This window comes from Pseudomonas sp. Marseille-Q8238, assembly GCF_965111915.1.
Genome location: NZ_CBCOPI010000001.1, coordinates 2,563,190 through 2,588,080, shown reverse-complemented (window position 1 = coordinate 2,588,080; position 24,891 = coordinate 2,563,190). Strand labels below are relative to the sequence as shown.

29 protein-coding genes are annotated in these 24,891 nt (G+C 60.5%); 14 read left to right on the top strand and 15 right to left on the bottom strand.

The window, feature by feature from the left end; genetic code table 11:
* Window positions 1–15 precede the first annotated feature (15 nt).
* A complete protein-coding gene (locus ACWPW0_RS12000; protein WP_454255448.1) occupies window positions 16–654 on the top strand; it encodes a hypothetical protein in 639 nt (212 codons plus the stop codon).
* Window positions 655–662: 8 nt separating this feature from the next.
* Here the strand turns inward: ACWPW0_RS12000 and ACWPW0_RS11995 are convergent, their stop codons facing one another.
* Entirely contained in the window at window positions 663–1,118 is a 456-nt protein-coding gene (locus ACWPW0_RS11995) for a MarR family winged helix-turn-helix transcriptional regulator (protein WP_454255447.1), read from the bottom strand.
* Between the two features lie 82 nt (window positions 1,119–1,200).
* Between ACWPW0_RS11995 and ACWPW0_RS11990 the strand changes: the two genes are divergently transcribed.
* The 3 genes from ACWPW0_RS11990 to ACWPW0_RS11980 all read left to right on the top strand — a co-directional run bounded on the left by ACWPW0_RS11990 (window position 1,201) and on the right by ACWPW0_RS11980 (window position 3,365).
* Window positions 1,201–2,367, top strand: coding sequence for an aminotransferase-like domain-containing protein (locus ACWPW0_RS11990; protein WP_454255446.1), 1,167 nt, complete (start codon window positions 1,201–1,203; stop codon window positions 2,365–2,367).
* A gap of 11 nt (window positions 2,368–2,378) precedes the next feature.
* The gene (locus tag ACWPW0_RS11985; RefSeq protein WP_454255445.1) at window positions 2,379–2,981 is read left to right on the top strand and encodes a glutathione S-transferase family protein; all 603 of its coding nucleotides are present in this window, start codon (window positions 2,379–2,381) and stop codon (window positions 2,979–2,981) included.
* A 69-nt stretch (window positions 2,982–3,050) separates the two neighbouring features.
* The gene (locus tag ACWPW0_RS11980; RefSeq protein WP_454255444.1) at window positions 3,051–3,365 is read left to right on the top strand and encodes a hypothetical protein; all 315 of its coding nucleotides are present in this window, start codon (window positions 3,051–3,053) and stop codon (window positions 3,363–3,365) included.
* A gap of 52 nt (window positions 3,366–3,417) precedes the next feature.
* On the opposite strand, the gene folE is transcribed toward ACWPW0_RS11980, so the two are convergent.
* The 4 genes from folE to ACWPW0_RS11960 all read right to left on the bottom strand — a co-directional run bounded on the left by folE (window position 3,418) and on the right by ACWPW0_RS11960 (window position 5,648).
* On the bottom strand, window positions 3,418–3,963 hold the full coding sequence (gene folE / locus ACWPW0_RS11975; protein ID WP_447591501.1) for a GTP cyclohydrolase I FolE: 546 nt from the start codon (window positions 3,961–3,963) through the stop codon (window positions 3,418–3,420).
* A 94-nt stretch (window positions 3,964–4,057) separates the two neighbouring features.
* Complete coding sequence (locus tag ACWPW0_RS11970; RefSeq protein ID WP_447591502.1) at window positions 4,058–4,615, bottom strand: Smr/MutS family protein; 558 nt, start codon at window positions 4,613–4,615, stop codon at window positions 4,058–4,060.
* A 34-nt stretch (window positions 4,616–4,649) separates the two neighbouring features.
* Entirely contained in the window at window positions 4,650–4,967 is a 318-nt protein-coding gene (locus ACWPW0_RS11965; RefSeq protein ID WP_447591504.1) for a hypothetical protein, read from the bottom strand.
* A gap of 87 nt (window positions 4,968–5,054) precedes the next feature.
* Entirely contained in the window at window positions 5,055–5,648 is a 594-nt protein-coding gene (locus ACWPW0_RS11960) for a cysteine hydrolase family protein (protein WP_447591506.1), read from the bottom strand.
* Window positions 5,649–5,829: 181 nt separating this feature from the next.
* Between ACWPW0_RS11960 and prmB the strand changes: the two genes are divergently transcribed.
* Complete coding sequence (prmB, locus tag ACWPW0_RS11955; RefSeq protein ID WP_447591507.1) at window positions 5,830–6,744, top strand: 50S ribosomal protein L3 N(5)-glutamine methyltransferase; 915 nt, start codon at window positions 5,830–5,832, stop codon at window positions 6,742–6,744.
* 18 nt (window positions 6,745–6,762) lie between these two features.
* Here prmB and ACWPW0_RS11950 read toward each other — a convergent pair whose 3' ends face one another.
* Together ACWPW0_RS11950 and ACWPW0_RS11945 are read right to left on the bottom strand one after the other, a co-directional pair.
* Window positions 6,763–7,542, bottom strand: coding sequence for a hypothetical protein (locus ACWPW0_RS11950; protein WP_447591509.1), 780 nt, complete (start codon window positions 7,540–7,542; stop codon window positions 6,763–6,765).
* Between the two features lie 58 nt (window positions 7,543–7,600).
* A complete protein-coding gene (locus ACWPW0_RS11945) occupies window positions 7,601–8,569 on the bottom strand; it encodes an alpha/beta hydrolase (protein ID WP_454255443.1) in 969 nt (322 codons plus the stop codon).
* 141 nt (window positions 8,570–8,710) lie between these two features.
* Here ACWPW0_RS11945 and aroC point away from each other — a divergent pair, with 141 nt between their 5' ends.
* The 8 genes from aroC (at window position 8,711) to ACWPW0_RS11905 (ending at window position 14,872) form a co-directional block, all read left to right on the top strand.
* Complete coding sequence (aroC, locus tag ACWPW0_RS11940) at window positions 8,711–9,802, top strand: chorismate synthase (RefSeq protein ID WP_454255442.1); 1,092 nt, start codon at window positions 8,711–8,713, stop codon at window positions 9,800–9,802.
* Between the two features lie 66 nt (window positions 9,803–9,868).
* Window positions 9,869–11,029 (top strand): MFS transporter, encoded by a 1,161-nt coding sequence (locus ACWPW0_RS11935; RefSeq protein ID WP_454255441.1) that lies wholly within the window; start codon window positions 9,869–9,871, stop codon window positions 11,027–11,029.
* A complete protein-coding gene (locus ACWPW0_RS11930) occupies window positions 11,026–11,637 on the top strand; it encodes a methylthioribulose 1-phosphate dehydratase (RefSeq protein ID WP_454255440.1) in 612 nt (203 codons plus the stop codon). The genes ACWPW0_RS11935 and ACWPW0_RS11930 overlap by 4 nt, the downstream gene beginning before the upstream one ends.
* Window positions 11,638–11,727: 90 nt before the next feature.
* A complete protein-coding gene (locus ACWPW0_RS11925; RefSeq protein WP_454255439.1) occupies window positions 11,728–12,273 on the top strand; it encodes a 1,2-dihydroxy-3-keto-5-methylthiopentene dioxygenase in 546 nt (181 codons plus the stop codon).
* 28 nt (window positions 12,274–12,301) lie between these two features.
* On the top strand, window positions 12,302–12,985 hold the full coding sequence (gene mtnC, locus ACWPW0_RS11920; RefSeq protein ID WP_454255438.1) for an acireductone synthase: 684 nt from the start codon (window positions 12,302–12,304) through the stop codon (window positions 12,983–12,985).
* A gap of 150 nt (window positions 12,986–13,135) precedes the next feature.
* Window positions 13,136–13,342: a PLDc N-terminal domain-containing protein gene (locus ACWPW0_RS11915; protein ID WP_447591522.1), complete on the top strand. Its 207-nt coding sequence runs from the start codon at window positions 13,136–13,138 to the stop codon at window positions 13,340–13,342.
* Between the two features lie 123 nt (window positions 13,343–13,465).
* A complete protein-coding gene (locus tag ACWPW0_RS11910; RefSeq protein ID WP_447591524.1) occupies window positions 13,466–13,753 on the top strand; it encodes a PsiF family protein in 288 nt (95 codons plus the stop codon).
* 108 nt (window positions 13,754–13,861) lie between these two features.
* Window positions 13,862–14,872: an AI-2E family transporter gene (locus ACWPW0_RS11905; protein ID WP_447591526.1), complete on the top strand. Its 1,011-nt coding sequence runs from the start codon at window positions 13,862–13,864 to the stop codon at window positions 14,870–14,872.
* Between the two features lie 124 nt (window positions 14,873–14,996).
* Here the strand turns inward: ACWPW0_RS11905 and ACWPW0_RS11900 are convergent, their stop codons facing one another.
* Together ACWPW0_RS11900 and ACWPW0_RS11895 are read right to left on the bottom strand one after the other, a co-directional pair.
* The gene (locus tag ACWPW0_RS11900) at window positions 14,997–16,133 is read right to left on the bottom strand and encodes a catalase family protein (protein ID WP_454255437.1); all 1,137 of its coding nucleotides are present in this window, start codon (window positions 16,131–16,133) and stop codon (window positions 14,997–14,999) included.
* Window positions 16,134–16,164: 31 nt separating this feature from the next.
* Entirely contained in the window at window positions 16,165–18,039 is a 1,875-nt protein-coding gene (locus ACWPW0_RS11895) for a di-heme-cytochrome C peroxidase (RefSeq protein WP_454255436.1), read from the bottom strand.
* Window positions 18,040–18,301: 262 nt separating this feature from the next.
* Here ACWPW0_RS11895 and ACWPW0_RS11890 point away from each other — a divergent pair, with 262 nt between their 5' ends.
* A complete protein-coding gene (locus ACWPW0_RS11890; RefSeq protein ID WP_454255435.1) occupies window positions 18,302–19,630 on the top strand; it encodes a sigma 54-interacting transcriptional regulator in 1,329 nt (442 codons plus the stop codon).
* Between the two features lie 209 nt (window positions 19,631–19,839).
* On the opposite strand, the gene ACWPW0_RS11885 is transcribed toward ACWPW0_RS11890, so the two are convergent.
* From ACWPW0_RS11885 to ACWPW0_RS11860, 6 genes are all read right to left on the bottom strand, one after another.
* On the bottom strand, window positions 19,840–21,075 hold the full coding sequence (locus tag ACWPW0_RS11885; protein ID WP_454255434.1) for a hypothetical protein: 1,236 nt from the start codon (window positions 21,073–21,075) through the stop codon (window positions 19,840–19,842).
* Between the two features lie 201 nt (window positions 21,076–21,276).
* The gene (locus ACWPW0_RS11880) at window positions 21,277–22,008 is read right to left on the bottom strand and encodes a hypothetical protein (RefSeq protein WP_454255433.1); all 732 of its coding nucleotides are present in this window, start codon (window positions 22,006–22,008) and stop codon (window positions 21,277–21,279) included.
* Window positions 22,009–22,046: 38 nt separating this feature from the next.
* Window positions 22,047–22,748 (bottom strand): C39 family peptidase, encoded by a 702-nt coding sequence (locus tag ACWPW0_RS11875; RefSeq protein ID WP_447591537.1) that lies wholly within the window; start codon window positions 22,746–22,748, stop codon window positions 22,047–22,049.
* Window positions 22,749–22,805: 57 nt separating this feature from the next.
* Complete coding sequence (locus ACWPW0_RS11870) at window positions 22,806–23,609, bottom strand: hypothetical protein (protein ID WP_454255432.1); 804 nt, start codon at window positions 23,607–23,609, stop codon at window positions 22,806–22,808.
* A gap of 42 nt (window positions 23,610–23,651) precedes the next feature.
* Window positions 23,652–24,236, bottom strand: a complete 585-nt coding sequence (locus ACWPW0_RS11865) for an adhesin (protein ID WP_454255431.1) — start codon at window positions 24,234–24,236, stop codon at window positions 23,652–23,654.
* A 1-nt stretch (window position 24,237) separates the two neighbouring features.
* A complete protein-coding gene (locus ACWPW0_RS11860; RefSeq protein ID WP_454255430.1) occupies window positions 24,238–24,696 on the bottom strand; it encodes a hypothetical protein in 459 nt (152 codons plus the stop codon).
* Window positions 24,697–24,891 lie beyond the last annotated feature (195 nt).

Below are 24,891 nucleotides of genomic sequence, written 5' to 3'. Positions count from 1 at the left end.
TAGGAGTGCAACCCCTTGGAGCCGAACAATCCCTATGCCTCACCTAAGGGGGCACTGGTCGAAGAGCAATCTTCCGGGACGAAACTACAGGGCTGGAGTCCGGCCTATCTGCGTACGCTGGCTTGGCTGTGCCTGGCTTCGTTGCTTGGAACCCTGGCGATCCTGGCCCTGACGTTCACCGTGGACAAGGAGGAGCAGGTCAATCTGGGGCGGGCAATGGACGCGCTGGGGATCGCGGTAGTGATAATGGGCTGCTACCTGTTGTTACGTCTGAAGCACTTCGCCGAACAGCGTTTTGCGGCGCGCTGGCTGAGCCTACCTGTCTGGTTGGTCATTGCACTCAGCCTGATGTTGGAGATGCTCGACATCGTTTGGGGCGAGGCGATTTTCTCCACGTTCGACGTGATCACGGTCGTTTATGTCGGTGTGCTCATTTTGCTCGGTGGGGCGACGTCGTGGCTGGGGATCTGTCTGCTGAGGGTGCAGAATGTGTATCCAATTTTCCGCGTCATGGCTTGGATGGAAGTGATAGGCGGCGCCATGCTGGCCACGGTGCTATTGGTGCTGGTGGCAATTATCCCCCTGCTAGGTGGCACGCTGACGATGATGCTGGTGTTCTTCCGGGCCGCCGCCGAGGTCCAGACGGCCAATTGAGTCGTCGCTCAATCAGCCTCGGCAACGCCATGCAGGGTATTGCCCAGTGCCTGGTTGACCATCAGCCAGTTGCGCATGGCGTTTTCTCCTACCTCTGCCAATACACGTTGCAGCAGTTTGCTCTGTTCCCGGCGCAAGGCCTGTTCCAGTCTGGCCCCTTCAGGCGTCAGGCCGAGCAGGCGTTTGCGTTTGTCGTCCTCGGCCGCGACGCTTTCCACCAGGTGCATTTCCATCAATTGGCGCAAGGGAATGTTGAGCGCCTGCTTGCTCACACTCAGGTAGCCCAGCAGTTCTTTCACGCTCAAACCTGGGTTGAGGGCGATGAAAAACAGGATGCGGTGATGCACGCGCGACAACCCGCGTCGGGCGAGCATCTCGTCCGGCTTGGTAGTAAAGGCCTGGTAGCCGAAGAAGAAGGCCTGCATGGCAGCTTGCTGGCTGCTCGTCTTTTTCAGGTCAAGCATATTGACGTATCTGTCCGTGGCGTCGTAGTTTCGGTCAACCAGTTTGACCCAATTTGTTCTGCCTTTGCCACCGGTGATTTGTATGGCCTTCTCTGAACGTGTTGCCCGCCTGAAAAGCTCCCTTATCCGCGAAATCCTTGCCGCCGCACAGCGCCCCGAAGTGATGTCCTTCGCCGGTGGATTGCCGGCTGAGCCCATGCTGCCGAAAGTGGACTGGAGCGAGATGCCGGCGAGCATTGGCCAGTACGGCATGAGCGAAGGAGAGCCAGCGCTGCGTGAGGCCATCGCTGCCGAGGCAAGAGCGCTTGGCGTGCCTTGCGAGGCCAGCCAGGTGCTGATCGTTTCCGGTTCGCAGCAGACGCTCGATCTGGCCAGCAAGCTGTTCATCGATCCCGGTACCGAAATTCTGGTCGAGGCGCCAACGTACCTGGCCGCCCTGCAATCGTTCCAGCTGTTCGGCGCCAACTGCCTGGCTGTACCCCAGGAGGCAGACGGCCCTGAGCTGGAGGCGTTGCGTACACGCCTGCAGCAAAGCAAGCCGGCTTTCGCCTACCTGATCCCGACATTCCAGAACCCATCGGCCGTGCGTTACAGCGAAGCCAAGCGCGCTGCCGTGGCGGCGTTGCTCGACGAGTTCAGTGTGACGCTGATCGAAGACGAGCCGTACCGTGAATTGGTCTTCGATGCCGGCAGTGCCACACCCATCGTCAGCCGCCTGCAGCGAGCCAGCTGGATCTACACCGGAACCGTGTCGAAAACGCTTCTGCCAGGGCTGCGCGTTGGTTACCTGATCGCCACGCCGGATCTGTTCCCGCACCTGCTGCGCCTCAAGCAATCCGCGGACCTGCACACCAACCGCATCGGTCAGTGGCAAGCACTGCAGTGGCTGGGCAGCGAGCAATATCGCCACCATCTGGGCGAGCTACGTGCTTTCTATCGTCAGCGTCGTGACGCCATGCAAGCGGTGCTTGAAGAGCACTTCGGCGACCTTGCTGATTGGCAGGTTCCCCAAGGTGGGCTGTTCTTCTGGTTGACCCTCAAGCGCCCGTTGGATACCCGCACGTTGTTGGCGCCGGCCCTGGCGCAGGATGTTGCCTTCATGCCGGGTGAGCCGTTCTTCGTCGATCCGGAGCAGAACCCCGGTTACCTGCGGCTCAACTTCAGCCATGTCGAACCGGCGCGCCTGAATGAGGGGCTAAAACGTCTGGCTGGGGTCGTCCGGGCAGCCTACGCTGCCCAAGGGAACTGAGGGAGAGCACCATGTACAAGGTTTACGGCGATGTCATTTCCGGCAACTGCTACAAGGTCAAGCTGGCCTTGCACCTGCTGGGCAAACCCTACGAGTGGGAAGCGGTGGATATCCTCAAGGGTGAAACGCAGAGCGAGGCGTTTCTGGCCAAGAACCCCAACGGCAAGATCCCGGTGCTCGAGCTCGATGATGGCAGCACCTTGTGGGAGTCCAATGCGATCCTCAATTTCCTGGCCGACGGCAGCGAGCTGCTCCCCACTGAGCCGCGTCTGCGCACCCAGGTGTTGCAATGGCAGTTCTTCGAGCAATACAGCCATGAGCCCTATGTGGCCGTGGCGCGCTTCATCAAGCATTACCAGGACATGCCTGCCGAGCGGCAGGAAGAGTTCGAGCGTTGCCAGGTGCGGGGCTACAAGGCATTCAAGGTCATGGAACAGCAACTGAAGCGCACGCCTTATCTGGTGGGTGATCAATATTCCATCGCCGATATCGCGCTCTATGCCTATACCCATGTGGCGGATGAGGGCGGTTTCGACCTGAGTAACTTCCCGGCAATCGGGGAATGGCTGGCGCGTGTTGTCAGTCATCCGCGTCATGTGGGCATGCGCGATTGAGAGCGATGAACTTCTCAAGGCGCCGTCACTCCCAAGGCAGTCAGGTTTTAATGGGGGCTGGAGGTCAGCTTGAACAGAGTTCTTATTCTCTCCATTGCGCTGCTGGGCTTTAGCAACTGGGCCCAGGCTTCATCCAACGAGGCTTGGCAGGCGCATGAAAAGCAGGTTATCGCCAGTTGCCAGAAGGCCAGCCAGTTGAAGCAGAGCAAGCCCTTGGGTGGGTTGATTGAGTACCCGGACGAGCTTGGCCTCACGGCGGTGCTGATGGGCGGTCGTTATTCTCAGGCGCAGATGAAGAATCAGCGTGGCCGTGAGCTGTGCCTGTATGACAAGAAGACAGGCAAGGCTTTCATCAGCGAGGCGGACACGATCAGCCGTCCCTGAACCGGCGCAATAAAAAACCGGCCTGATGGCCGGTTTTTTGTGGACGCCGGTATCAGCGGATCAGGCTGAGGAATTCGCTGCGGGTAGCGGCGTTGTCGCGGAATTCGCCGAGCATCACTGACGTGACCATGGAGGAGTTCTGCTTCTCCACGCCGCGCATCATCATGCACATGTGCTGGGCCTCAATGACCACGGCAACGCCGAGCGCGCCGGTAACCTGCTGGATGGCTTCGGCGATCTGGCGGCTGAGGTTTTCCTGGATCTGCAGGCGACGGGCGTACATGTCGACGATCCGGGCTACCTTGGACAGCCCCAGGACTTTGCCGCTCGGGATATAGGCGACGTGGGCCTTGCCGATAAAGGGCAGCAGGTGATGCTCGCACAATGAATACAGCTCGATGTTCTTGACCAGCACCATCTCGCTGTTATCGGAGCTGAACAGGGCGCCGTTGGTGACTTCCTCGAGCGTCTGCTGATAGCCACGGCAGAGGTACTGCATGGCTTTGGCGGCGCGTTTGGGGGTGTCGAGCAAGCCTTCGCGGGACACGTCCTCGCCAAGCTGGCCGAGGATCGCGGTGTATTGCTGTTCCAGGGACATGGGTCTTCCTGTGGGCTATCGGAAATGCACAGGCGCGCAGGGTAGGGTGATGCGCCGTGACTGGCAAGGGTGTGATGCTGGAAGGTCGTGTCGCTTACTCGTCTCGGCCGTCAAGCATGGTGCGTTTGAGCAAGACGTACAGGGCACCGGTACCACCGTGCCGCGGCAGGCACGACGCGAAGCCAAGGACCTGAGGATGCTGGCGCAGCCAGGTATTGACGTGGCTCTTGATCAGCGGACGCTTGCCATCCAGTCGCGCAGCCTTGCCATGGGTGATGCGGGCGCAGCGGACTTCCAGGCGCGCGGCCTCGGCAAAGAATTCCCACAGGGTTTCTCGCGCCTTTTCCACCGACATGCCATGCAGGTCGATGCTGCCTTCGAAGGCGACCTGACCCGCCTTGAGCTTGCGCATCTGGCCGTCCTGTACGCCATCGCGTGCCCAATACAGCTCGTCCTCGGCGCCTACGTCGATGACGAACTGATCGGACATGCCGTCGACCTTTACCGAGCCGGTCTTGATGGTGGCGGCTTGGCGCAGTGTACTGATGCGTTGGCGATCGGCCTTGGGTTTGCCGGTGTCGGCACGATCATGGGTGATCGGCTTGACGCCCTGCACGGCGGATTGAAACAGAGAGAAATCGTCGTCTGACATCGGAGCCTCCTCGAGGCTCGGCAGTTTACCGCTATCAGCCGCGCTTTTTCAGCAGGTTGGGTGACATGCTCAGGTCATCGCTGCGACGCAGGCGACGTCGGCAGCGACGCCAGGTGCTGATGCCGAGCCAGAGCAGAATCAGACCGCCGATAAGCACGCTGACGGCGGCACCGATGCTCTCGTTCAGCGGGCCGAGCGCGGAGGGCCGCCCCAACAATGTGGCAGCGCCGGCCATGACCATGAGTACGCCCAGAGCTGCCAGCAGGGCTCCCAGTGTGGCGAGAAAACGCCAGCGCCATATCGTTGGCCCGCGGTTACGCAGGCGGCGGGCATCGAAACCATCAAGCTTCATCCACACTTCCTCTTGAACTTATGGGCGCTATGACCGGCTGTAGCCAGCAGGGTTCCTGCCGCTCGGCGCGCAATGGCGCCCTGCGGTTCAGATCAGCTCCTGAGCATGGGGGACCAGGGTGGCGTAGTTGTCGGCCAGGGCCGCCATTTCGGCGCGGTGCAATACACCGGCTTCGATCAGGCCGCCGGCGTAGGGCAGGTCGCGGGTGGCACAGGCGGCGTCGACCAGCGTGCAGCGATAGCCGTAATCCTTGGCAGCGCGCACGGTGGTGCTGACACTGGAGTGGCTCATGAAGCCACACACGATCAGGTCGAGGTGACCGAGTTGCTGCAAGCGCTCATGCAGATCGGTCCCGGCGAAGGCATTGGGCAGGCGTTTTTCCACGATAGGCTCGCCCGGTAGTGGTTCGAGCCCGACGATGAAATGTCCACGTGGACCTTGAGGATCGAGCAGGCCGCCTGGAATACCGAGGTGGCGTACGTGCAGGACAGGTGTGCCAAGGTTGCGGGCTGCGCCCAGGAGCAAGGCGATCTGCGCAGCAGCGGCTTCCACGTCCGGAAGTTGCATCACGCCGCTGCGGTACTCCTCCTGTGCATCAATGATCAACAGGGTGGCCTTGCTCAGGGTGGCCGGCGCGTAACCGCGGCCAGTCAGCTGAAACAGGGTTTTGGGATCGGACATGACACAGACTCCAGATGCGGCAATCTCTCTATTCTCTGCTTGCCAGACGGTTATGTGAACCTCATTACGTTAATTGCTGTTTTTCCCCTCCGGTCGCGGGGCAATTAGCTGGATGATTCCTCAGGTGAAATACCCTGGCACAGTCTCTAGAATCATCATCCCGATCTAGAGGCCTGTCGTCGTGTCCGAATCCCGCCTGCGCACCCTGCGCGACCACATCCGTTGGGCTGTCAGCCGCTTTCACAGTGAGCAGCTGTTCTTCGGCCACGGTACCGATAATGCCTGGGACGATGCGCGTCAGTTGGTGCTTGGCGCCTTGAGCCTGCCCTGGGAAATTGCCGACAGCTACCTCGATTGCCGCCTCGAAGATGACGAGCGTGAACACTTGCAAACGCTGCTCAAGCGGCGAATCGAGGAGCGTGTGCCGACTGCCTACTTGTTGGGTGAGGCCTGGTTCTGCGGGTTGCCCTTCATCGTCGACGAGCGTGTACTGGTGCCTCGTTCGCCCATCGCCGAGTTGATCGATGCCCAGTTCAACCCCTGGCTGATGGCCGAGCCCGCGCGCATTCTCGATCTGTGCACGGGCTCGGGTTGCATCGGGATTGCTTGTGCCTATGCATTCCCACAGGCGGAAGTGGTGCTCGGCGATCTGTCGTTCGAGGCACTGGAGGTGGCCAATCGCAATATCGAGCGTCATGGGCTGGAAGACCGTGTGTACACGGTGCAGGGCGACGGTTTCGCAGGCCTACCAGGCCAGCGCTTCGACCTCATCGTGTCGAACCCGCCCTATGTCGATGCCGAAGATTTTGCCGATATGCCGGCCGAATACCACCACGAGCCCGAGCTGGGGCTGGCGTGTGGTGATGATGGTTTGGACCTGGTACGGCGCATGCTGGCCGAGGCCGCTGATCACCTGACGGAGATGGGCGTTTTGATCGTCGAGGTGGGCAACAGCCAGGTGCATGTCGAAAGCCTGTATCCCGAGGTCGATTTCACCTGGCTGGATTTCGAGCAGGGCGGTCATGGTGTGTTCCTGCTGGCCGCGAAGCAGTGCCGTGACCACCAGGAGTTGTTCCGCTCGCGTTTGCGGGGCTGATGCTCGCATGTAGCGGTATCAGTGCGTGGCGATCCAGATCAGCAGGCTGGCCTGGAAGACCGCGAATACGACCAGGCTGGCGATGGTGAAACGCAGGCTGCTGTCATCGCGCTTGAACTGGTCGATACGTTGTTCCAGTTTGCTGATCTTGACCTCCTGCTCGCGCAGGGTCTGGTCGGCCTGCTGCAGCATGGCCGCCGCATCCAGCAGTTCGACGACCTGGACTTTCTCGTGGGTCCATTCGGCAGACAGCGCGCTGACGCTCTTGGCCGAGTAGCTGCCCTTGAGTTGCAGCAGGTCCTGGTAATCGACGTCGAAGCCCTGGGCACGCAGAAAGTGGTCACGGCGCATGCGCGCATCGTCACTGAGCCCATCCTTGAGGGAGAGTGCCCCCCCCTCCACCTTGTAGCCGGAAGCGTACTGGCGGGCCCAGAGAATGCTGTGTGCCGCGAGGTAGCGGCCCAGACCACGGTTGACCGGTTCGATCTGCAGGCCTTTATCGGCGGCGAAGCGAACTTCGCGGCTACGATGATCGACCCAGACATCCAGAATGTTCTGTTCCCGGCGCACTTTCTGCCCAGGCAGATCTATCTCCAGGCGCAGCAGGCTCTGTTCCGGGCTGTGTCGTTCGCCACGGCGCAGTTGAACGAAGCGCAGAGGGCGGGCGCCCGTGTTGCGATCTGTCGAGAGCGGTGCGAGGCGTAACAGCCGGAACGGCTCGGCTGGCAGGTCCTGCCAGGGGTGAGCTGGTGCTGATGTTTCCGCGGGCTGTTCCGCTGTGGGGGTCTGGCTATCCATATGGCAGTCCTGTGGCCTTGAGAGCAGCATGCCAGCGACAGCGCCCCCGGCAAAGCGCTTATCGGCCGTTTTCCTCAGGACTGGAGGCTGGCACTTGGCCAATGAAGCGCGCCAGGGCTGGAATCAGCTCACCAGCAAGGGGCGCATCGGGGTTCTGGTAGGACGCCAACTGCTGCTGAAGGTCGGCTGCAACAATGCGCAGAACGTGGTTCATGCCCGAGATCACCAGCACGTCGGCGTCGGGTCTGGCGGCCTTGAGGCGGCGCGCATCGTCCAGGCTTATCTGGATATCCGTGGTGCCCTGTACGATCAGCGCCGGCTCTTTGGTTTTCGCAAAGGCCACGGCCGGGTCCTCGCGAAACAGGGAGATCAGGTAGGGCTGCACACTGGGGCGAAACAGCACCTGCAGCTCATCGCTGACCTGCTCCTGCACATGTCCGGCCTTGAGCTGGCGAATCAATTGCAGGCTTTCAGGTTGCAGCGCGGCAGGCTGACGGGTGCGAAGCTGCTCGATAAGCACTTCATCGATGGGGCGGCCACTGCCGGCAATCAGGATCAGACCGTCAACCTTAACCTGCTGTGCCGCCAGGCTGGCGATCAACGCGCCCTCGCTGTGGCCGATCAATACCAGCGATGAGAACCGCGGATCGGCGCGTAACTGGCGGACCCAGTCGGCGGCGTCTGCAGCGTAGCCCTGGACGCTGAGTTGGCGTTCATCGCGGCCGGCAGCCAGGCTGGCAGCAATGCCGCGCTTGTCGTAGCGCACGCTGGCGATGCCACGTTGCGCCAAACCTTGGGCCAGGCGCAGCAGGCTGCCGTTATTACCGAGTGGGTTGTTGCCGTTGCGATCCGTCGGGCCAGAGCCTGCGATCAGCAGGGCGACCGGCACGGGCTGGTCACTTTTGGGCAATAGCAGGCTGCCGTGCAGCGTGCCGCCTGTGTTTTCCAGCGTAGCGGGGCGGTGCAGGACGGTCTGGGCGTGCAGCAGGGGTGTCACCGTAAGCAGCAGGAGCAACAGAAAGCGCATGGAGATGTTCTTGGCGTGTGTCGCTATTGGAGCACGCTTGGCCCGGGAAGGTTCGTCGCTGCATCATGACACGGCGAAATGCCCGTCAGCTCGGGTATACTGCCGGCCTTTCGTTCGAGGCTGATTCGCGGAGCGCCCTGCATGTCCGGCAATACCTACGGCAAGCTGTTCACCGTCACCACTGCAGGCGAGAGCCATGGCCCGGCTCTGGTCGCCATCGTCGACGGTTGCCCCCCCGGCATCGACTTGTCGCTGGACGATCTGCAACGCGACCTCGACCGCCGCAAGCCGGGCACCAGCCGCCACACGACCCAGCGTCAGGAAGCCGATGAGGTCGAGATCCTTTCCGGGGTGTTCGAAGGCAAGACCACCGGCTGCTCCATTGGCCTGCTGATCCGCAACACCGACCAGAAGTCCAAGGACTACTCGGCGATCAAGGACCTGTTCCGCCCGGCACACGCCGACTACACCTACCACCACAAGTACGGCATCCGCGATTACCGTGGCGGCGGTCGCAGCTCGGCGCGGGAAACCGCCATGCGCGTGGCTGCTGGCGCCATCGCCAAGAAAGTGCTGGCCGGCTTCGGCATCCGTGTGCGCGGCTACATGAGCCAGCTCGGCCCGATCGAGATTCCGTTCAAAAGCTGGGAGGGCGTGGAAGATAACGCCTTCTTTAGCCCAGACTCGACCAAGGTGCCAGAGCTGGAGGCCTACATGGACCAGCTGCGCCGCGATCAGGACTCGGTCGGCGCGAAGATCACTGTGGTCGCCGATGGGGTCATGCCCGGCCTGGGCGAACCGATCTTCGACCGCCTGGATGCCGACCTGGCCCACGCGCTGATGAGCATCAACGCGGTCAAGGGCGTGGAAATTGGTGCCGGTTTCGCTTCGGTGGCCCAGCGTGGCACCGAGCATCGTGATGAGCTGACACCCGAAGGGTTCGTCTCCAACAATGCCGGCGGCATTCTGGGCGGGATTTCCTCGGGGCAACCCATCGTCGCCCACCTGGCGCTGAAACCAACGTCCAGCATCACCACGCCAGGACGCTCCATCGATGTCGATGGCAATCCGGTGGAATTGATCACCAAGGGCCGCCATGACCCTTGCGTCGGTATCCGTGCGACACCGATTGCCGAAGCCATGATGGCCATCGTGTTGCTTGACCATCTGCTGCGCCATCGCGGGCAGAACGCCGGCGTGCAGGTTTCCACCCCCGTACTGGGGCAGCTTTGAGGCTCTAGGCTTCAAACTGCCCGAGACGTTTTCGAGGGTATTATGCATGGTGTTTGAAGCCCGCTCATGACCGCTCTACCTTACTGGCGGTTGTCCGGCTTCTACCTGTTCTACTTCGCCTTGCTCGGTGCTACGGCGCCGTTTCTCGGTCTGTATTTCGCCCATCTCGGTTTTTCTCCCGCGCGTATTGGCGAACTGGTGGCGATTCCGATGTTGATGCGCTGTCTGGCTCCCAATCTGTGGGGGTGGCTGGGCGATTACACCGGCAGGCGCCTGCTGATCGTGCGATTGGGCGCGCTCTGTACGTTGCTCAGCCTGAGCCTGATCTTCGTCAGCCAGAGCTATGCCTGGCTGGCGCTGGTGATGGCCCTGCATGCGTTCTTCTGGCACGCGGTGCTGCCGCAGTTCGAAGTCATCACCCTGGCGCACCTGCGCGAGCAGTCGGCACGCTACGCGCAGATTCGTCTCTGGGGCTCGATTGGCTTCATCCTCAGCGTGGTGCTGCTGGGCAAGGTGTTCGAGTGGTTCAGCCTGTCAGCCTATCCTTGGGCGCTACTGCTGATCATCGCCGGTATCGTCCTGAGCAGCCTGTGGGTCCCGGATGCCCAGCCTGAGGCGTGCGAGCAGTCGAGTAGCCGTGGTGGATTTCTGCGCCAGCTGATACAGCCCGGCGTACTGGCTTTCTACGTTTGCGTGGGGCTGATGCAGCTGTCCCATGGGCCTTACTACACCTTTCTCAGCATTCATCTGGAGAACCTCGGTTATTCCCGTGGACTGATCGGCATGCTCTGGGCGCTGGGTGTGGTGGCCGAGGTGTTGATGTTCATGGGCATGGCCTGGTTGCTCAGGCATGTGAGCCTGCGCGTGGTTCTGACGGCCAGTTTTCTGATTGCCGGGGCGCGTTGGCTGTTGCTGGGCTTTCAGGCCGAGCACTTGGCCGTGTTGTTGTTTGCCCAGGTGCTGCATGCGGCGACCTTCGGCAGTTTCCATGCGGCATCCATCAGCTTCGTACAACGCAGTTTCGGCCCGCGCCAGCAAGGCCAGGGGCAGGCGCTATACGCCACGCTGGCGGGCATCGGCGGGGCGCTTGGCGCGCTGTACTCCGGCTACAGCTGGAATACCCTGGGGCCGGAGTGGACGTTTGCCCTGGCCGGTCTGGCGGCGCTGGCCGCAGCCGTTATCATGGCGGCTCATTCGTCAACCCATCAGCAGCAGGAACGAGGATGAGCCGCGAACACCTGGCCCGGCAGATCGTCGATGCTGGCCGCTTTCTCTATGGCCGAGGCTGGTCCCCGGCAACCAGCAGCAACTACTCCGTGCGCTTGAGTGCCGATCAGGTCCTGCTGACCGCATCCGGCAAGCACAAGGGACAGCTTGAGCTGGACGATGTGCTGGCCACCGACCTGCATGGCAATAGCCTGGAGCCGGGCAAGACGCCTTCAGCGGAAACCCTGCTGCATACCCAGCTGTACCACTGCAGGCCGGAGATCGGCGCGGTGCTGCACACCCATTCGGTAAATGCCACGGTGCTCTCGCGCCTGACCCTGAGCGATTCGCTGGTGTTCGCCGACTATGAACTGCAGAAGGCATTTAGTGGTATCAGTACCCATGAGTGTCAGGTCGAGGTGCCCATCTTCGACAACGATCAGGATATTGCCCGCCTGGCAGCGCGCATTAAGCCCTGGCTGAACGAGCATCCGGATTGCGTCGGCTACCTGATTCGTGGCCATGGCCTGTATACCTGGGGAGCGCAAATGAGCGATGCGCTGCGCCAGATCGAAGCGTTCGAGTTCCTCTTCGAATGCGAATTGAAAGTACGTGCGTTACAACGCTGAAACGCGGGGTACGTACGGCACATCCAACGAACCCTGAAATAAATCCAGCCACAGCATGAGCTGAGCGGAAACACCGCGAGGACGCCGCCGATGAGCAGCCTGACCGTCTACCACCAGTCCAATCCCGATGTACCGAACAAGCTGCTGACCCATGTCGAGGACATCACCAGCACCCTGGCAGCGGTTGGCATACGCTTCGAGCGCTGGCAGGCCAGCGCACCGATTCAGCCTGGTGCCAGCCAGGATGAAGTGCTCGCTGCCTATCGCCCGCAGATCGATACGCTGATGCGGGAGCAGGGCTACGTCACTGTGGACGTGGTCAGCCTGGACAAGAGCCACCCACAGAAGGATGAGCTGCGCGCCAAGTTCCTCGACGAGCACCAGCATGGTGAGGACGAGGTGCGTTTCTTCGTTGCGGGTCGTGGCTTGTTCTGCCTGCATATCGACGACTACGTCTATGCCGTGCTCTGCGAGAAGAACGACCTGCTCTCGGTACCGGCCGGCACCCGCCACTGGTTCGACATGGGTGAGTTTCCGCACTTCGTGGCGATTCGCCTGTTCAATAACCCCGAAGGTTGGGTAGTGACGTTCACCGGTGACGAAATCGCCAGCCGCTTCCCGCGCCTGGAGGACTGAACCGTACCCCGCCGCACCTGGAGATAACATGCTGATCAAGGCCATCCTTACTGACATCGAAGGCACCACCAGTGCCGTGAGCTTCGTCTTCGATGTGCTGTTTCCCTATGCCCGCGATCACCTGCCGGCATTCGTCCGCGAGCACGCAGGCAGGACGGACGTCGCCCATCAGCTGCAAGCAGTGCGCAACGAGAGCGCAGAGCAGGGCGCTGACGTCGAGCGCGTCATCGAGATACTGCTGGGGTGGATGGCTGAAGATCGCAAGGCCACGCCGCTCAAAGCTCTGCAGGGCATGGTCTGGGCGCACGGTTATCAGGCTGGGCAGCTCAAGGGGCATGTCTATCCGGATGCCGTCGAGGCGCTCAAACGCTGGAAGCAGGATGGCTACGAGCTGTATGTCTACTCATCCGGTTCGGTCCAGGCACAGAAACTGATCTTCGGCTGCTCCGAGGTGGGGGACCTTACACCGCTGTTTTCCGGCTACTTCGACACCACCAGCGGGCCGAAACGCGAGGTCGAGTCCTATCGCACCATCGCCCGCGCCATTGGCCAGCCCGTGCAGGACATTCTGTTTCTTTCCGACAGTATCGAAGAGTTGGACGCGGCACAGGCTGCCGGCCTGCAGACCGTCGGCCTGGCTCGCGAAGGTGGCGAATTGGCTGGGCATGGCACGGTAGCCAGTTTTGCCGTGATCGATCTGAGGGCCTATTAGCAATACAGCGAGAGGGCTTCTCTTCGCCATGTTGCCCTACGTGCGATCTCGGGCGCGGTCTTGGCAACGATCGGTGGAACCTTGGTTTTCGGCTGTCCCCTAAGAAGGCATAGGTCCTGATCGAGAGCGTCTACGCCCATGTCCAGTCTTATGAGTCTCCCCGATTGGCTGTTTTACGGCGTACCTGTGGTGGTGTACCTGCTGTTGATCGGCTGGGCGTTGTTCAACGTTGCAGGGAGTGCCAGTCGACGTTCACAGAAAGTCCTCTGGATCGCGTTGCTGGTGCTGTTTCCGTTGTTGGGCCTGTTCAACTGGATGTGGATCGGCCCGCGCCGGGCCAGTGTTCAGGCCCGTTAGCTACAGGGCGCTGCTAGCTGCAATTCTCGGCTAACCAACCGAATAGGGATGAAGGTGTAACAGCGCTTGTCTACACTAGCGAGGAGACCGCGCCAGGTGGCGGGGTAACGAGGAGAAAACTCCATGAAGATGATGCGAATTCCTTTGTTGATGGTCGGCCTGCTGCTGTGTTCTCAGGGAATGGCAGCCACAGAGCAGCAGAACAAAATGACCACCTGCAACGCTGAAGCCAGTGCCAAATCCTTGAAAGGGGATGAGCGCAAGGCATACATGAGCTCCTGCCTGAAGGCGGCTCCGGTCGCCAAGACACCTCAAGAAAGAATGAAATCCTGCAATGCCGACGCGACCGGAAAAGCCCTGAAGGGTGACGAACGCAAGGCTTTCATGAGCAACTGCCTCAAGGCCAAATAGGTCCTCGCGGGGGCTTCGCGGCGTGCACAGGCATGCCGCATTCCTGGGGCTACTCCATTCGCCAGTTGCGCGATTTTCGTTTTTCCATGCCGTTTGCTTTGGGGCTGTATGCCAACGTTTTCTCCGCGCCACCTCTTGTTGTCCAGTTGGGTGATTGTCTTTGGCGGCTTGCTGCTGATTTTCCCTTTGCGCTTATTGCCGAGCTTGCTGGCTGGGTTGCTGGTGTTCGAGCTGGTCAACATGCTCACGCCGAAACTGCAGCGCCTGATCGAAGGGCCGCGGGCGCGTTGGCTGGCGGTGATGTTACTGGGCACCGTAGTGGTTTGCGTGCTGACGCTGCTGTTCGCCGGGGCCATCAGTTTCCTGCTGCATGAGGCGGAGAATCCGGGCGCATCCCTGGACAAATTCATGGGCGTGGTGGACAAGGCCCGCGGGCAATTGCCGCCGTTCCTGGATGCCTATCTGCCTGCCAGCGCTGCTGAATTCCAGGTGGCGATAGGCGCCTGGGCGAGCAAGCACTTGAGCGAGCTGCAATTGGTGGGCAAGGACGCCGCGCATATGTTCGTCACCTTGCTGATCGGCATGGTGCTGGGCGCCATCATCGCGCTGCAGCGGTTGCCCGAGGTGAATGCGCGTAAACCGTTGGCCGCAGCCTTGCTCGATCGCCTGCACCTGTTGGTTCAGGCGTTTCGCAACATCGTTTTCGCACAGATCAAGATATCCCTGCTCAATACCGTCTTCACCGGGATATTCCTGGCGCTGATTCTGCCGATGTTCGGCGTCAAGCTGCCCCTGACCAAAACCCTGATCGTGCTGACCTTCCTGCTGGGGCTGCTGCCGGTGATTGGCAACCTGATCTCGAACACCCTCATCACCATCGTCGCCCTGTCGGTGTCGATCTGGGTGGCGGTGGCGGCACTGGGGTACCTGATCTTCATTCACAAGCTGGAATACTTCCTTAACGCTCGTATTGTTGGCGGACAGATCAGCGCGCGGTCATGGGAGTTGCTGCTGGCGATGCTGGTATTCGAAGCCGCATTCGGCTTGGCCGGCGTGGTCGCCGGGCCGATCTACTACGCCTACCTGAAGAGCGAGCTGAAACAGGCAGGGCTGGTCTAGATCAACACCAGCGCTTAGGTGTTAAGCCAGAACCGGGAGCGCCTGCTCGGTGCGCCATACGCACCGGGCAGACGCTCCCCAGAGGGCTAGGCATCTCTCACAGACACCTTAAAACGGGCTGTTCTTAGTCCGTGTCATTGCGTTCGTGACGGTAGACACTGACAGCCTCGTACACAGCCTTGCGCAGTCGATTGATGCCGCCGATCGGGCGGTGCTCCGGCAACGCATGCCAGGGGTTGAAGGACAGGTTGTCGCAAAACAGGTTCTGCTCGCGGCTATCGAAATCCTGGGCTGGGACCTTGATGGTGGCAACGGTTTCGAACGGGGCAATGGCTTCGCTCCATTCGACACTGGTGTCCTCAATGGGCATGTAATGGTCCGGATTCTGCCGCTGCACCTGCAGGGCGAAACAGGCCGGCACCCGGTCGAGTGACAACTGCTGGTAGAGCGCATTGCGCAGGAAATTCGGCAGGGCAGTATTCTGCGCGGGCAGCTCGTAAGGAGGGCAGCTCTGTGGATCGGGAATGACCCGGTACTTGATGGCATGGTTGCCGAGCTTGAATGGCGCGACCGAGCTATAGGTGGTGGCCACCGGGCTTTCCGGCGCAGGGCTCAGGGTCTGCAGGGCGATGAACAGATGGCGCAGCTCCCAGGTACGCGGGTCAAGGCTTGGGAAGAAGGCCAGGACCTTTTTGCCGTCTGCCTGGGCGGCGAAGTTGAGTTTGTACTCGGCCACGTCACGCACGAAGAACACCGAGTGGTTGAACATGACGAAGTCCTGATTACCGGCGCTGGCCGGTGTTTCGAGGAGCTTCTTGCCCGGTACATCGAGCAGTTTGATGGCCATGCCCCGTGCATCACGTACCCGGTCGAACTGTGGATAGGCATTGCCGTTGGACAGGCGCATCCAGGCTTGCCAGGTCTTGCCCGGTTCGCTGAATACGCCTTGGCGCAGTGCCGGGTCGAGATCGGGCAGCACGGTGAAACGTGCTTTCACGCAGCCATGTGCCTTGGCGTGGGCGTCACGCATGACGCGGGTATTGTCGCGGTGCTGTTCGACGACGCGGATGGCATCTTCGATGATGCCCTGGGTCAGCTCTGCCTCGTCGGCGGAAATCTCTTCCTCGGAAGATACCGGGCCGGAGAACTGCCAGCTGTAGTAAGCCTCACCAGCGGCCCAGCCGAGCAGGCCGATCACGATCAGGAACAGCAACACCTTGCCGAGCAGTCGACCGAGCCAGAGCCAGAAGCGTTTGAGCATGGGACGAGTCCTTGTGAGAAGTGCGAAGTGATCAGCCCTGACAGTTCGGGCCTGCAGACCAGGGTTTGCCCTCGACCGGTTGCAGTTGGCTTTCCAGCTGTGGGTCGCCCATTACTTTCAGGTATTCGATCAACGCCCAACGTTCCTCGGGCGCCAGGGCGCGGCCAATCACACCGTTCTGCCGGCAGCCGTCGCGGAATTCGTGGCCACGGTTGCTGTTGCCGGTGATCGAGGTGTCGAACAGGAAGCCGCCCGGAAACTTGTCGGTGGCGAAACCGACATGTTCGGGATCGAATTCGAAACTGCCGACCCAGAACTGCTTGGAACGCTCCGGTACGGGTGACAGCAACTGGAACAGGTTGGGGACCGAGCCGTTGTGCAGGAAGGGGGGGGTGGCCCAGATGCCGTGCAAGGGTCGGGCCTTGTAACCACGTTTTTCCTGAACGCCGATGGGCAAGCCATAGCCATCCATGCGGGCGCGCTCGCCGGCCCTGATGCTGGCATCCTGATAGGCGCGGTTCTCCACATAGGCGGTGACATAAGCCAGGCCCTTGGCGCTGGAGATGCTGCCCAGATCGACTTCATCGAGATCGGAACCGATCAGGTTGACATCCAGCTTGCTCAACTGTGACTTGTCCCAGTCGAGCTTGCGGATATCGAAGCGGTGGTCGGCGATGTTGTCCGCCGTGGTCGGATCGGTGCCGATGATGCGGGTCGGTATGATGCGCATGCGCCATTCCGGGTCGCGATCAGGTGCCAGGCGCTGGTCACGTGGTGTTGGGTCCGGGGCGTGGCAATACGCGCAGTTTTCGCTGAACAGGGCGCGTCCCTGGCTGGCCAGTTCGATATCGACCGGACCGAGAATGGCTTCGGGCCAGGTCGGCGGTTTGAGCTGCTTGAGGGTTTCTTCCAGGGTGTACAGGTCGTGCAGACGCACGCTGGAAGGGTAACGCTCGGTCTCTGGCAGAGGGGCTCCGCTTTCATCGAACAGATGCAGGGTGGCGCCAACCCCGAGGGCTTCGCCGATATTGCGTGCCATGGGCTGCATGGCTGAACCGTTCCACTGCACCCAGTCGAACTTCCAGATATCCCAGACCTGCGGATAGCTGACCGGGGCATTGGCCACCCGGTAGTTGCTCGAATCGATGGCATCGCCGAACACGCTGTTGGCGATGCGGCCAAAGGCATCGGTGCGACCAAAGCCTTCTTCGGTCGGGTAAAGGCCGCGGTGCCAGTCGTTGAAGGCAGTGCCGAGCAGGCGGTCGAGTACGGCCTTGAAGTCTTCACGCAGCTGGGCGTGGTCCTGTTCATAGTCGTCACGCAGAACGGTCTGCGCAAAACGCTTGAATTTGACCGGATTGTAATAGGTGAAGGCCATGCTCATGCCCAGCGCCTGGCCGAAGCTGCCGCCACGCAGGGTCGGTACGGTGGAGGCGAGGGAGTGCAGGGCGGCACCGCCGTCGATGCGGATGGCCTGGCCGTTATGACGCAGTTCACCGGTATGGCAGGCCGCGCAGGTGATATCGAGAAATTGTGCACCGGTCTCGTCATCTTCATGACGGGCGAACCCCACAGGCAGATTGCCGGGGTTCAGGGCCGTAGCCGTTTGTTGCGGGTCAGTGAGGAAGCCGAAGCGGGACAGGTATTCAGGCGTGGCAAAACGTTCACGGGAGAATGGCTGTTCCAGGGCAGTGAACCAGTCATAGCGCAGGCCTTTAACCTGGGTGCCTTGCGGTGTGTAGTAGTAGGTCTGGCGCGCTTCTTCTCCCCATTGCTTGAGGTAGTGCACCCGCTGGGGCTGCCCGGCTTGTGGCAAGTTGGGGTTGGCAATGTAGTAGAGCACTACGCCCCCGCCGATCAGAAGCAGCACAAGGAGCAGGTAGAGTGCGCGGCGCAAGACCCTCATGACATCAACATCCGTGTGGTTTTGTTCTGGGATGTGTTTATGCCAATCCGCAACGAGCTTTACAAGCATCTATATCGATTTGGATCAGTAATAGGCGCCTGTATGCGCAGACCCTATGTTTTGCGTTTGGCTCTCAAACCGTCGGCGAATATAGAGAAACGATCCTAGGTGCCTGTCAAATGCTTGCTAGGGTTTATGGATGTCTCGTCAACATATTGTTTTTATTAGAAATACAAAAAATTGACGCCAAGGAGCAGATATCTTGAAAACCTCGCTCTGCGCATCGCGGCGCTTGATGGTTGTAGATCCCTGCCCGGAATGTGAACGCCTGTTACCTGACCTGCAGGCCAGTGGCTGGAAGGTTCACAGCTGTGAGCTGGAGAAAGCCGGGGATGGTTCCTGTGATGTAGGACTTATCCGTCTGCATCCGTCTCATCTGGCGCGCCCGGAACGACTCAAGAAATTGATTGGCCAGAGTGGCACCGAGTGGATCGCGGTGCTCAATGCCGATGTGCTGCAGCAGCCGAAGGTCGGCGACTTCATCGGTGAATGGTTCTTCGACTACCACACGTTGCCGTTCGACATCGCACGGGTGAATGTTGCCCTCGGGCGGGCCTTCGGCATGGCTCGTCTGCGTGGCATGGGCGTACGTGAGGTCGATGACTTCGAACGAGTCCTGCTCGGCAACAGCCGGGCGACCTGTGAGCTGCGCCGCCTGCTGGAAAAGCTCGCGCCTACGGATGCACCGGTGCTTATTCGAGGGGAGAGTGGTACCGGCAAGGAGTTGGTGGCGCGCACGCTGCATCGTCTGTCGCGTCGCGCCAATGGGCCCTTCATGGCGATCAATTGCGGGGCGATCCCTGAGCACTTGATTCAGTCGGAGATGTTCGGTCATGAAAAAGGGGCTTTTACGGGCGCCCATCAGAAGAAGATCGGACGCATCGAGTCAGCTGATGGCGGTACCTTGTTTCTCGACGAGATTGGCGATCTGCCTCTGGAGCTGCAGGCCAGTCTGCTGCGTTTTCTCCAGGAAATGCAGATCGAGCGGGTTGGCAGCAGCAAGCCGATATCGGTGAACGTACGGGTGCTGGCGGCTACCCATATCGACCTGGAAGCCGCTATCGAGAAAGGGCGTTTCCGCGAGGACCTCTACTACCGCCTCAATGTGTTGCAGGTACAGACCGCACCGTTGCGTGAGCGCAAAGAGGATATTCGTTGCATGGCGGATTATTTCGCTCGGCACTACGCACTGGAGATCGGCCGGCGACCGCGCCGGTTCAGCGAGCAGGCGTTTCAGGCCATGATCGAGCACGAGTGGCCAGGCAATGTCCGCGAGTTGGCCAATCGAGTCCGGCGCGGCATGGTCCTGACGGAGGGGCGGCAGATAGAGCCTGCCGAATTGGGCCTGGCTGCGTTGCCTGTCAATACGTCACCGATAGGCACATTGGATGCCTATATCCGACTCGCCGAAAAACAGGCGCTCGACGATGTGCTGCTGCGCTACTCCAACAACCTCAGTGAAGCGGCCCGAATACTCGGGATCTCGCGGCCGACTTTCTACCGCCTGTTGCACAAGCATCAGTCCTCCTAGGGGCCGCTGAGGTTTCGGCATGGATGGCCGGATCGAGGCAGGAGCAGCCGCTCCCACATAAAGTCCGCTTGTGCCTCACAATGGCCCGTTCGAAGGGCCGGATTGAAAATGCACTTCCATCCGATTCAATGAGTTAAAGCGAAACGTCATCAGAGCCTGAGCCTTTACTCCTTGCGTGTGCAACGGATGCGTCGCCCGGGCAAACCGGATCAGAAGTAATAGGGGAATTTCAGGCTGAAGCTGAAATCCGGCGCATCCGGCGTCAGGCCAATGGCCAGGTTGGGCACGATGGTTAGCTTGTCGCTGGCGGCGAAGGTCATGCCGATATTGAAATAGGCGGCATTGGCATCGCTACCGGTGATCGACTGCCAGCTTTGCCCGTCGGGCTTGATCCGGCTTCTTTGGCTGATCAGTTCGGAAAAGGAAAACGACATGCTAGTGCGTTCGTTCAGGGCGAACGCCGTGCCGATGCCGAACTGGAACCAGTTCCCCAGATCGACCTTGCCGGGCACTTTGGCGCCGCGTTGTGCGCTGATGTCGGAGAAGCTGTCTTCGAGGTTGTAGGTGTAGGAAATGTTGCCGAACAGCACGGCCGGATCGAGCGTCTTGACCAGTGAAATGCCGGGTGTGATCGACCACACACCGTTACCGGTCGGTAAGTCCTCAGGAACGCTGAGATTATTATTGCCAGGCACCTGGTCGACCTTGATGCCGTAGGGTTCCTGACCGGTAGGGGCCTTTACGCGCAGGCTGAAGATCGCGTCTGGCCTGCCAGGGCCTTCGTCTAAGAACTTGTAGGAAACGCCGACACTGACGTCGCCCAGACGTGGATCGCCGGTCACGGTTTCTTCGGTGACCTGGGCGGTAGAGCCGCCAGCACCGGCGGATTCGTACGAGGTCTGGCGATAGATGATCGGGGCATTGATATCGAACTGCCAACGTTGCTTCAGGTTGTAGCGCCCGGTCAGGTCCAGGGTGAGCGTGTCGGCATTGATCTGGTCGACGCCCAGGTTGCCCAGGAAAATCGAGTCCAGGGCCAGGAAACCGTTGAGAAAGAGTTGCCGGGAATCGTAATGGCTATAGGTCAGGCCGGGCTCCAGGCTGAATGTGCCACCGCCGAAGAAGCCGCTGGCCTCCTGATAGATGTGTTCGACGCTGGGGGCCGGTTCTTCATCCTGCTTGAGCGCAGTGCCATAGCCGCTACCCGCGGTAGCGGTTTGTCTGCCCGGGCTTCGGGGCGCCACGGCGGGCTGCTGTGGACGCTCCTCAACCTGGCGCAGGCGCTGTTCGAGCACCATCAGCGCCTTTTGTTGCTGTTCATAGCGCTTCTGCAGGGTCTTGAGCTGGTCGAGCAGAGCCTGGACCTCGGGGTCCTCGGCGGCCAGGCAGGTCGAGGTCAGGCTGAGGGCTATCGAGGTCAGGGCAATGGAGCGCAATAGGTACATGGCAGAACATCCTTTTTCAAACGAGTTGCACGCACGTCGTTCAAGGGGCGAATAACGCTTAGAACCTGTTCACGATCTCCTGACTGTCAGCCATACGGCGTTAAAAATGTCCTCGGAATGCTCATTTACCATCCGTAAACTCCGCTTCCTCAGCCATTTTTGCCTTGTCTGGCTCTAATTCATGAGATCGTGAACAGGCTCTTAGTAACCCGCGCGTTGCAGGCCCCGCAGTTGTTCCCAGGCGCAATAGGTCGCCATATCCAGATTTGGGCTGTCACGCAGCGCGACATTCAGGGCTGCCAGGTTCTGTACGGCATTCAGCGAACCGCTGATATCGGCCTGCTGGGCGATACCGCCACTGGCAATCTGTTGCTGGGCGAAGCCTTGCCCGTTGTTGGCGGTCAGGGCCACGCGCATGCCGCCATTGACGGAGGAGATGTTCACCGATCCGGCACCGTTGCTGTCGCTGTAACTGCCCGTCCAGGCCTCACCAGAGGCTGGCGCGTTAGCGCTGCCGTTGCGGGTGATGGTGATGCTGAGGTCATTCAGGCCGCTGTTCAGGTCGCCAGCGGTGCGCACGCTCTGAGCAATGCCCTGTACCGCATCGAGGCCGGCCCCACCGATAACCTGTCCATTGCCGATGGTTACGCTGCCGTTGCCGATGGCTTGCTGAATCGGCGTGACTGTCAGGTTGGGTTGCGACTGTCCATCGATATTGAGCGCCACCTGCGCACCGATGACCTGTCCCGCACTGTTCTGCCAGAACGTCGACATCGTGACGCCGAAGCTGATGATCTGGTTGGGCAAGACATAGCGCCCTCGCAATTGGGCCAGCTCCGGGTCGGTCAATTCGATGGGTTTGAACAGCTCACTTGCGTGTATCGGCAGGCTGGCGAGGAGGATGCCACTGGCCAGTAAGGATCTGATGCTCATGTCGAGCTCCTGGGGCATTTGTGCCCCGCGTTCTCTGCTTAGAAAAAATCGCTCTGGATGAAGCCGAACTCCATTAGCTCGGCGTCGCGGACTGGACTGAAACGGTCCAGTCGGTGTCGAGCTGTCAGTGGTTCTGGCGGAGTGAGCAGGGCGTTCTGTCGGTCGTAGCCAGGGCCGATAAGGGCAAAGACGATGCCGTTCCAGCCTTTGGCGAATTCATGGGTATCCATCTTCTTGTGGCCCAGAACGGGGTCGCCGATATACACCGCGCCATCCCCACTGCGCTGCAGCACCACGAAGTGCTTGTAGCCGCGAATGTTGAGCAACACGATGGTCGGCACCTTGACCTGTTCGAGCTTCTCGGGGGCAAGCCGGTAGCCGCGTGCACGCAGGCCCAGTGATTCGGCGTAGCGCTTCATGTCGAGCATGGAGAAGCCTTGGGTGCGGATGACCTCGGCATCGCCTTCGAGCAGCATGCCCTTGATCACATCCTCTTCAGCCAGGTTCCAGCCATAGGCACCGTTGAGCAGTGTGGCCATGGCGGCCGCACCACAACTGAAATCCGTACGTTGTTCCACGAGGTTGGCAAAGCGCCTTTCACGCATGCTGACCACCGGTTTGAATGCCAATGCCCCGCCAGGAAGAATGGCCAGGGGTTTGCTCGCCGGCTGCCCTTGGGCATAAGCGGCGGCAACAAGACCCAGCGAAAGCAGGGCGACATGAACCGGTATACCCAGCATGAGCGGCTCCCCGTTTGAGAAAAAACGGGCCCGTGAGTCGGGCCCGTGTAGAGCGCTTTACTGAGCAGCAGCGCAGGCGGTGCAACCGGCTGCGATGGCGAGCGAGTTGGCTTGCTGGTTACCGGCACCGGCGGCAAGGTTGATACCCGCATTACCGGTCGTGGTCACAGTGCCGCTAAGCGAGGCGTTGTTGACGACTGGGGTCTGCGGAGTCTGATTGTTGCCGTTGTTGCCGCCAGGGCCACCCTGGCCGGTTCTGGATTGAGCCAGCGAGTCTTCCCCGGCGACCTGATAGACCTTGCCGGTGTTGTTGATGGTTTCGTTGTCGTTCAACTGCTGGTCCATGTCGACGGAGGCAGTGGCGACATAGGCCGTTTCCGAAGAGGCAATGGCCAGGTCGTTTTTCTGTTGGTTGTAGTTGCCGGCGGCCGCATTGAAGCCCAGGTTGCCGGTGCTGCTCAGCGTACCGTTGACCAGCGCATTGTTTTGCGTGCCAGTGTTGTCGACGCTGTTGTTGTTACCGTTCTGGTCAACATCGATTTTTGCATTGGCTTCGACGCCAAACACGAAGAACGAGTCGGCAGTGGCAATGGCGGCGGCGTTGGCCTGTTGGTTATTGTCGCCTGCCACCACGTTCACCCCGGTGTTGCCGGTAAAGGTGGCGTTTGCATCGACGGTGGCGTTGTTCTTGGTTTCGTGGTTGTCGACGTAGTTGTCCTCGACGGTCTGGCTATCGCTTACCTCTGCTGTCGCGCCGTCTGCCCTGTTCTGGCCATTCTGCTGGCCGCCGGCAAAGGCGCCCACGGAGAATGCGAGTGCCACGGCGATAACCAGCGGCTTGAGGATCGGTTGTGTTTTCATGGTGGATCTCCTTGCACTGTTATGTACGAGTCAAAGCGAGGGTCATTCGAGGACCCGGATGCTCAGGTTGTTGGCCGAACGGTTGCCAACCCCAGCGCTCTGGTTGAGTTGCACCACCCCACGACTGCCTGCGAATGCCTGGTCATCCATCTCAACCACGCGTTCACCACCTTGTGGTACGCCCACACCGGAGTTGGTCGCTGGCGCAGCGCTCTGGGCAAGAGCGCTGTCGTCCAGGCTTTCCGGGAGCGCATTGAGCTCCAGGCGGAAAGCATTGATCTGTTGGTTGGCAATGCCGGCGCTTTGATTGACGCCGAGTACGCCGTTGCCTTGGCTGAAGGCGGCGCCGATGATGCGGGCGTGGGCATCTAGCGCAGCTGGTGCGCTACGGTCGTTGGTTTGCCGGACTGTAATGCGCGTGCTGGCGTGATCACCGATGCTGATGGCACGGGCATTAGCTTGTTGCTGCTGGTCGCCGGCGCTCTGATTGATCATGAGGTTGCCCTGGAACCCCTGACCGCTGCCGTCGATGTTGGCCGTCATTCGCGGATTGACCGGCTGCTCGGCCCAGGCCAACGCGGTAGTGAGCGAAGAGGACAGGGCGATAAGCATGAGGAGCGTGCGCATGTCATTGCCCACCCAGTATGTTCAGGGGGCGCAGGCCTTGTTGCACGCTGCGGTTGATCTGCCCGGCAATGCCGCTGGTGCTGCCTCCCGTATGGGTGGCGGATAGTCCCGGCAGGCTCTGAGTTTGCTGCACCGTGCTGGTGGACAGATCACCGGTGCTGGTGGGGGCGAGCAGGCGCTGGGGCAGGGCGATCCCACTGTTGATGCCAGCAAAGTCACCGTCGTTCAACTCATGGGCTGGCCGAAGGTTTTTCACGGCACCGAGGGTCTGGTGATTGGGGTTGACCAGATTGGGGTTGGGATCAGGCACCAACTCGGTCCGGGTCGCCGTACGTGGCTGTACCTGACGTGTGATGATGATGTCGCCCTCGGCGGCCAGTACTGGCAAGGAGTCGGTGCTTACAGTGCAAAGCAACAACCCGAAGAGAAGACCACTTTTAAGCGCGAGCGAGCGTTCCATGAGGCGACTTCTTCTGATCGAAACTGCATCCGGCAGCGGTTCGGATGAGAGAGCAGAAGTCGTGCCGAAAGCATTTTTCCCATCAAGAACAATGGTTTGTCATATTTCAACAAAGCCTGCACGTATGGCCTGTATCAGGCGTGTTACAGGTATCGCTGGGATTGCCTCGCCTGTGTTTGCAATGTGTTTCATTTA

Bases quoted from the DNA above. Each gene is read 5' to 3' on its own strand.
- ACWPW0_RS11990 (WP_454255446.1), top strand. From the start codon at position 1,201: ATGGCCTTCTCTGAACGTGTTGCCCGCCTGAAAAGCTCCCTTATCCGC.
- ACWPW0_RS11950 (WP_447591509.1), bottom strand. From the start codon at position 7,542: ATGGATAGCCAGACCCCCACAGCGGAACAGCCCGCGGAAACATCAGCA.
- ACWPW0_RS11945 (WP_454255443.1), bottom strand. From the start codon at position 8,569: ATGCGCTTTCTGTTGCTCCTGCTGCTTACGGTGACACCCCTGCTGCAC.
- ACWPW0_RS11865 (WP_454255431.1), bottom strand. From the start codon at position 24,236: ATGCGCACGCTCCTCATGCTTATCGCCCTGTCCTCTTCGCTCACTACC.
- ACWPW0_RS11875 (WP_447591537.1), bottom strand. From the start codon at position 22,748: ATGCTGGGTATACCGGTTCATGTCGCCCTGCTTTCGCTGGGTCTTGTT.
- folE (WP_447591501.1), bottom strand. From the start codon at position 3,963: ATGTCCCTGGAACAGCAATACACCGCGATCCTCGGCCAGCTTGGCGAG.
- ACWPW0_RS11870 (WP_454255432.1), bottom strand. From the start codon at position 23,609: ATGAAAACACAACCGATCCTCAAGCCGCTGGTTATCGCCGTGGCACTC.
- ACWPW0_RS11985 (WP_454255445.1), top strand. From the start codon at position 2,379: ATGTACAAGGTTTACGGCGATGTCATTTCCGGCAACTGCTACAAGGTC.
- ACWPW0_RS11970 (WP_447591502.1), bottom strand. From the start codon at position 4,615: ATGTCAGACGACGATTTCTCTCTGTTTCAATCCGCCGTGCAGGGCGTC.
- ACWPW0_RS11860 (WP_454255430.1), bottom strand. From the start codon at position 24,696: ATGGAACGCTCGCTCGCGCTTAAAAGTGGTCTTCTCTTCGGGTTGTTG.
- ACWPW0_RS11965 (WP_447591504.1), bottom strand. From the start codon at position 4,967: ATGAAGCTTGATGGTTTCGATGCCCGCCGCCTGCGTAACCGCGGGCCA.
- aroC (WP_454255442.1), top strand. From the start codon at position 8,711: ATGTCCGGCAATACCTACGGCAAGCTGTTCACCGTCACCACTGCAGGC.
- ACWPW0_RS11960 (WP_447591506.1), bottom strand. From the start codon at position 5,648: ATGTCCGATCCCAAAACCCTGTTTCAGCTGACTGGCCGCGGTTACGCG.
- ACWPW0_RS11925 (WP_454255439.1), top strand. From the start codon at position 11,728: ATGAGCAGCCTGACCGTCTACCACCAGTCCAATCCCGATGTACCGAAC.
- ACWPW0_RS11905 (WP_447591526.1), top strand. From the start codon at position 13,862: ATGCCAACGTTTTCTCCGCGCCACCTCTTGTTGTCCAGTTGGGTGATT.
- ACWPW0_RS11935 (WP_454255441.1), top strand. From the start codon at position 9,869: ATGACCGCTCTACCTTACTGGCGGTTGTCCGGCTTCTACCTGTTCTAC.
- ACWPW0_RS11930 (WP_454255440.1), top strand. From the start codon at position 11,026: ATGAGCCGCGAACACCTGGCCCGGCAGATCGTCGATGCTGGCCGCTTT.
- ACWPW0_RS11900 (WP_454255437.1), bottom strand. From the start codon at position 16,133: ATGCTCAAACGCTTCTGGCTCTGGCTCGGTCGACTGCTCGGCAAGGTG.
- ACWPW0_RS11885 (WP_454255434.1), bottom strand. From the start codon at position 21,075: ATGTACCTATTGCGCTCCATTGCCCTGACCTCGATAGCCCTCAGCCTG.
- ACWPW0_RS11880 (WP_454255433.1), bottom strand. From the start codon at position 22,008: ATGAGCATCAGATCCTTACTGGCCAGTGGCATCCTCCTCGCCAGCCTG.
- ACWPW0_RS11895 (WP_454255436.1), bottom strand. From the start codon at position 18,039: ATGAGGGTCTTGCGCCGCGCACTCTACCTGCTCCTTGTGCTGCTTCTG.
- ACWPW0_RS11995 (WP_454255447.1), bottom strand. From the start codon at position 1,118: ATGCTTGACCTGAAAAAGACGAGCAGCCAGCAAGCTGCCATGCAGGCC.
- mtnC (WP_454255438.1), top strand. From the start codon at position 12,302: ATGCTGATCAAGGCCATCCTTACTGACATCGAAGGCACCACCAGTGCC.
- ACWPW0_RS11910 (WP_447591524.1), top strand. From the start codon at position 13,466: ATGAAGATGATGCGAATTCCTTTGTTGATGGTCGGCCTGCTGCTGTGT.
- ACWPW0_RS11915 (WP_447591522.1), top strand. From the start codon at position 13,136: ATGAGTCTCCCCGATTGGCTGTTTTACGGCGTACCTGTGGTGGTGTAC.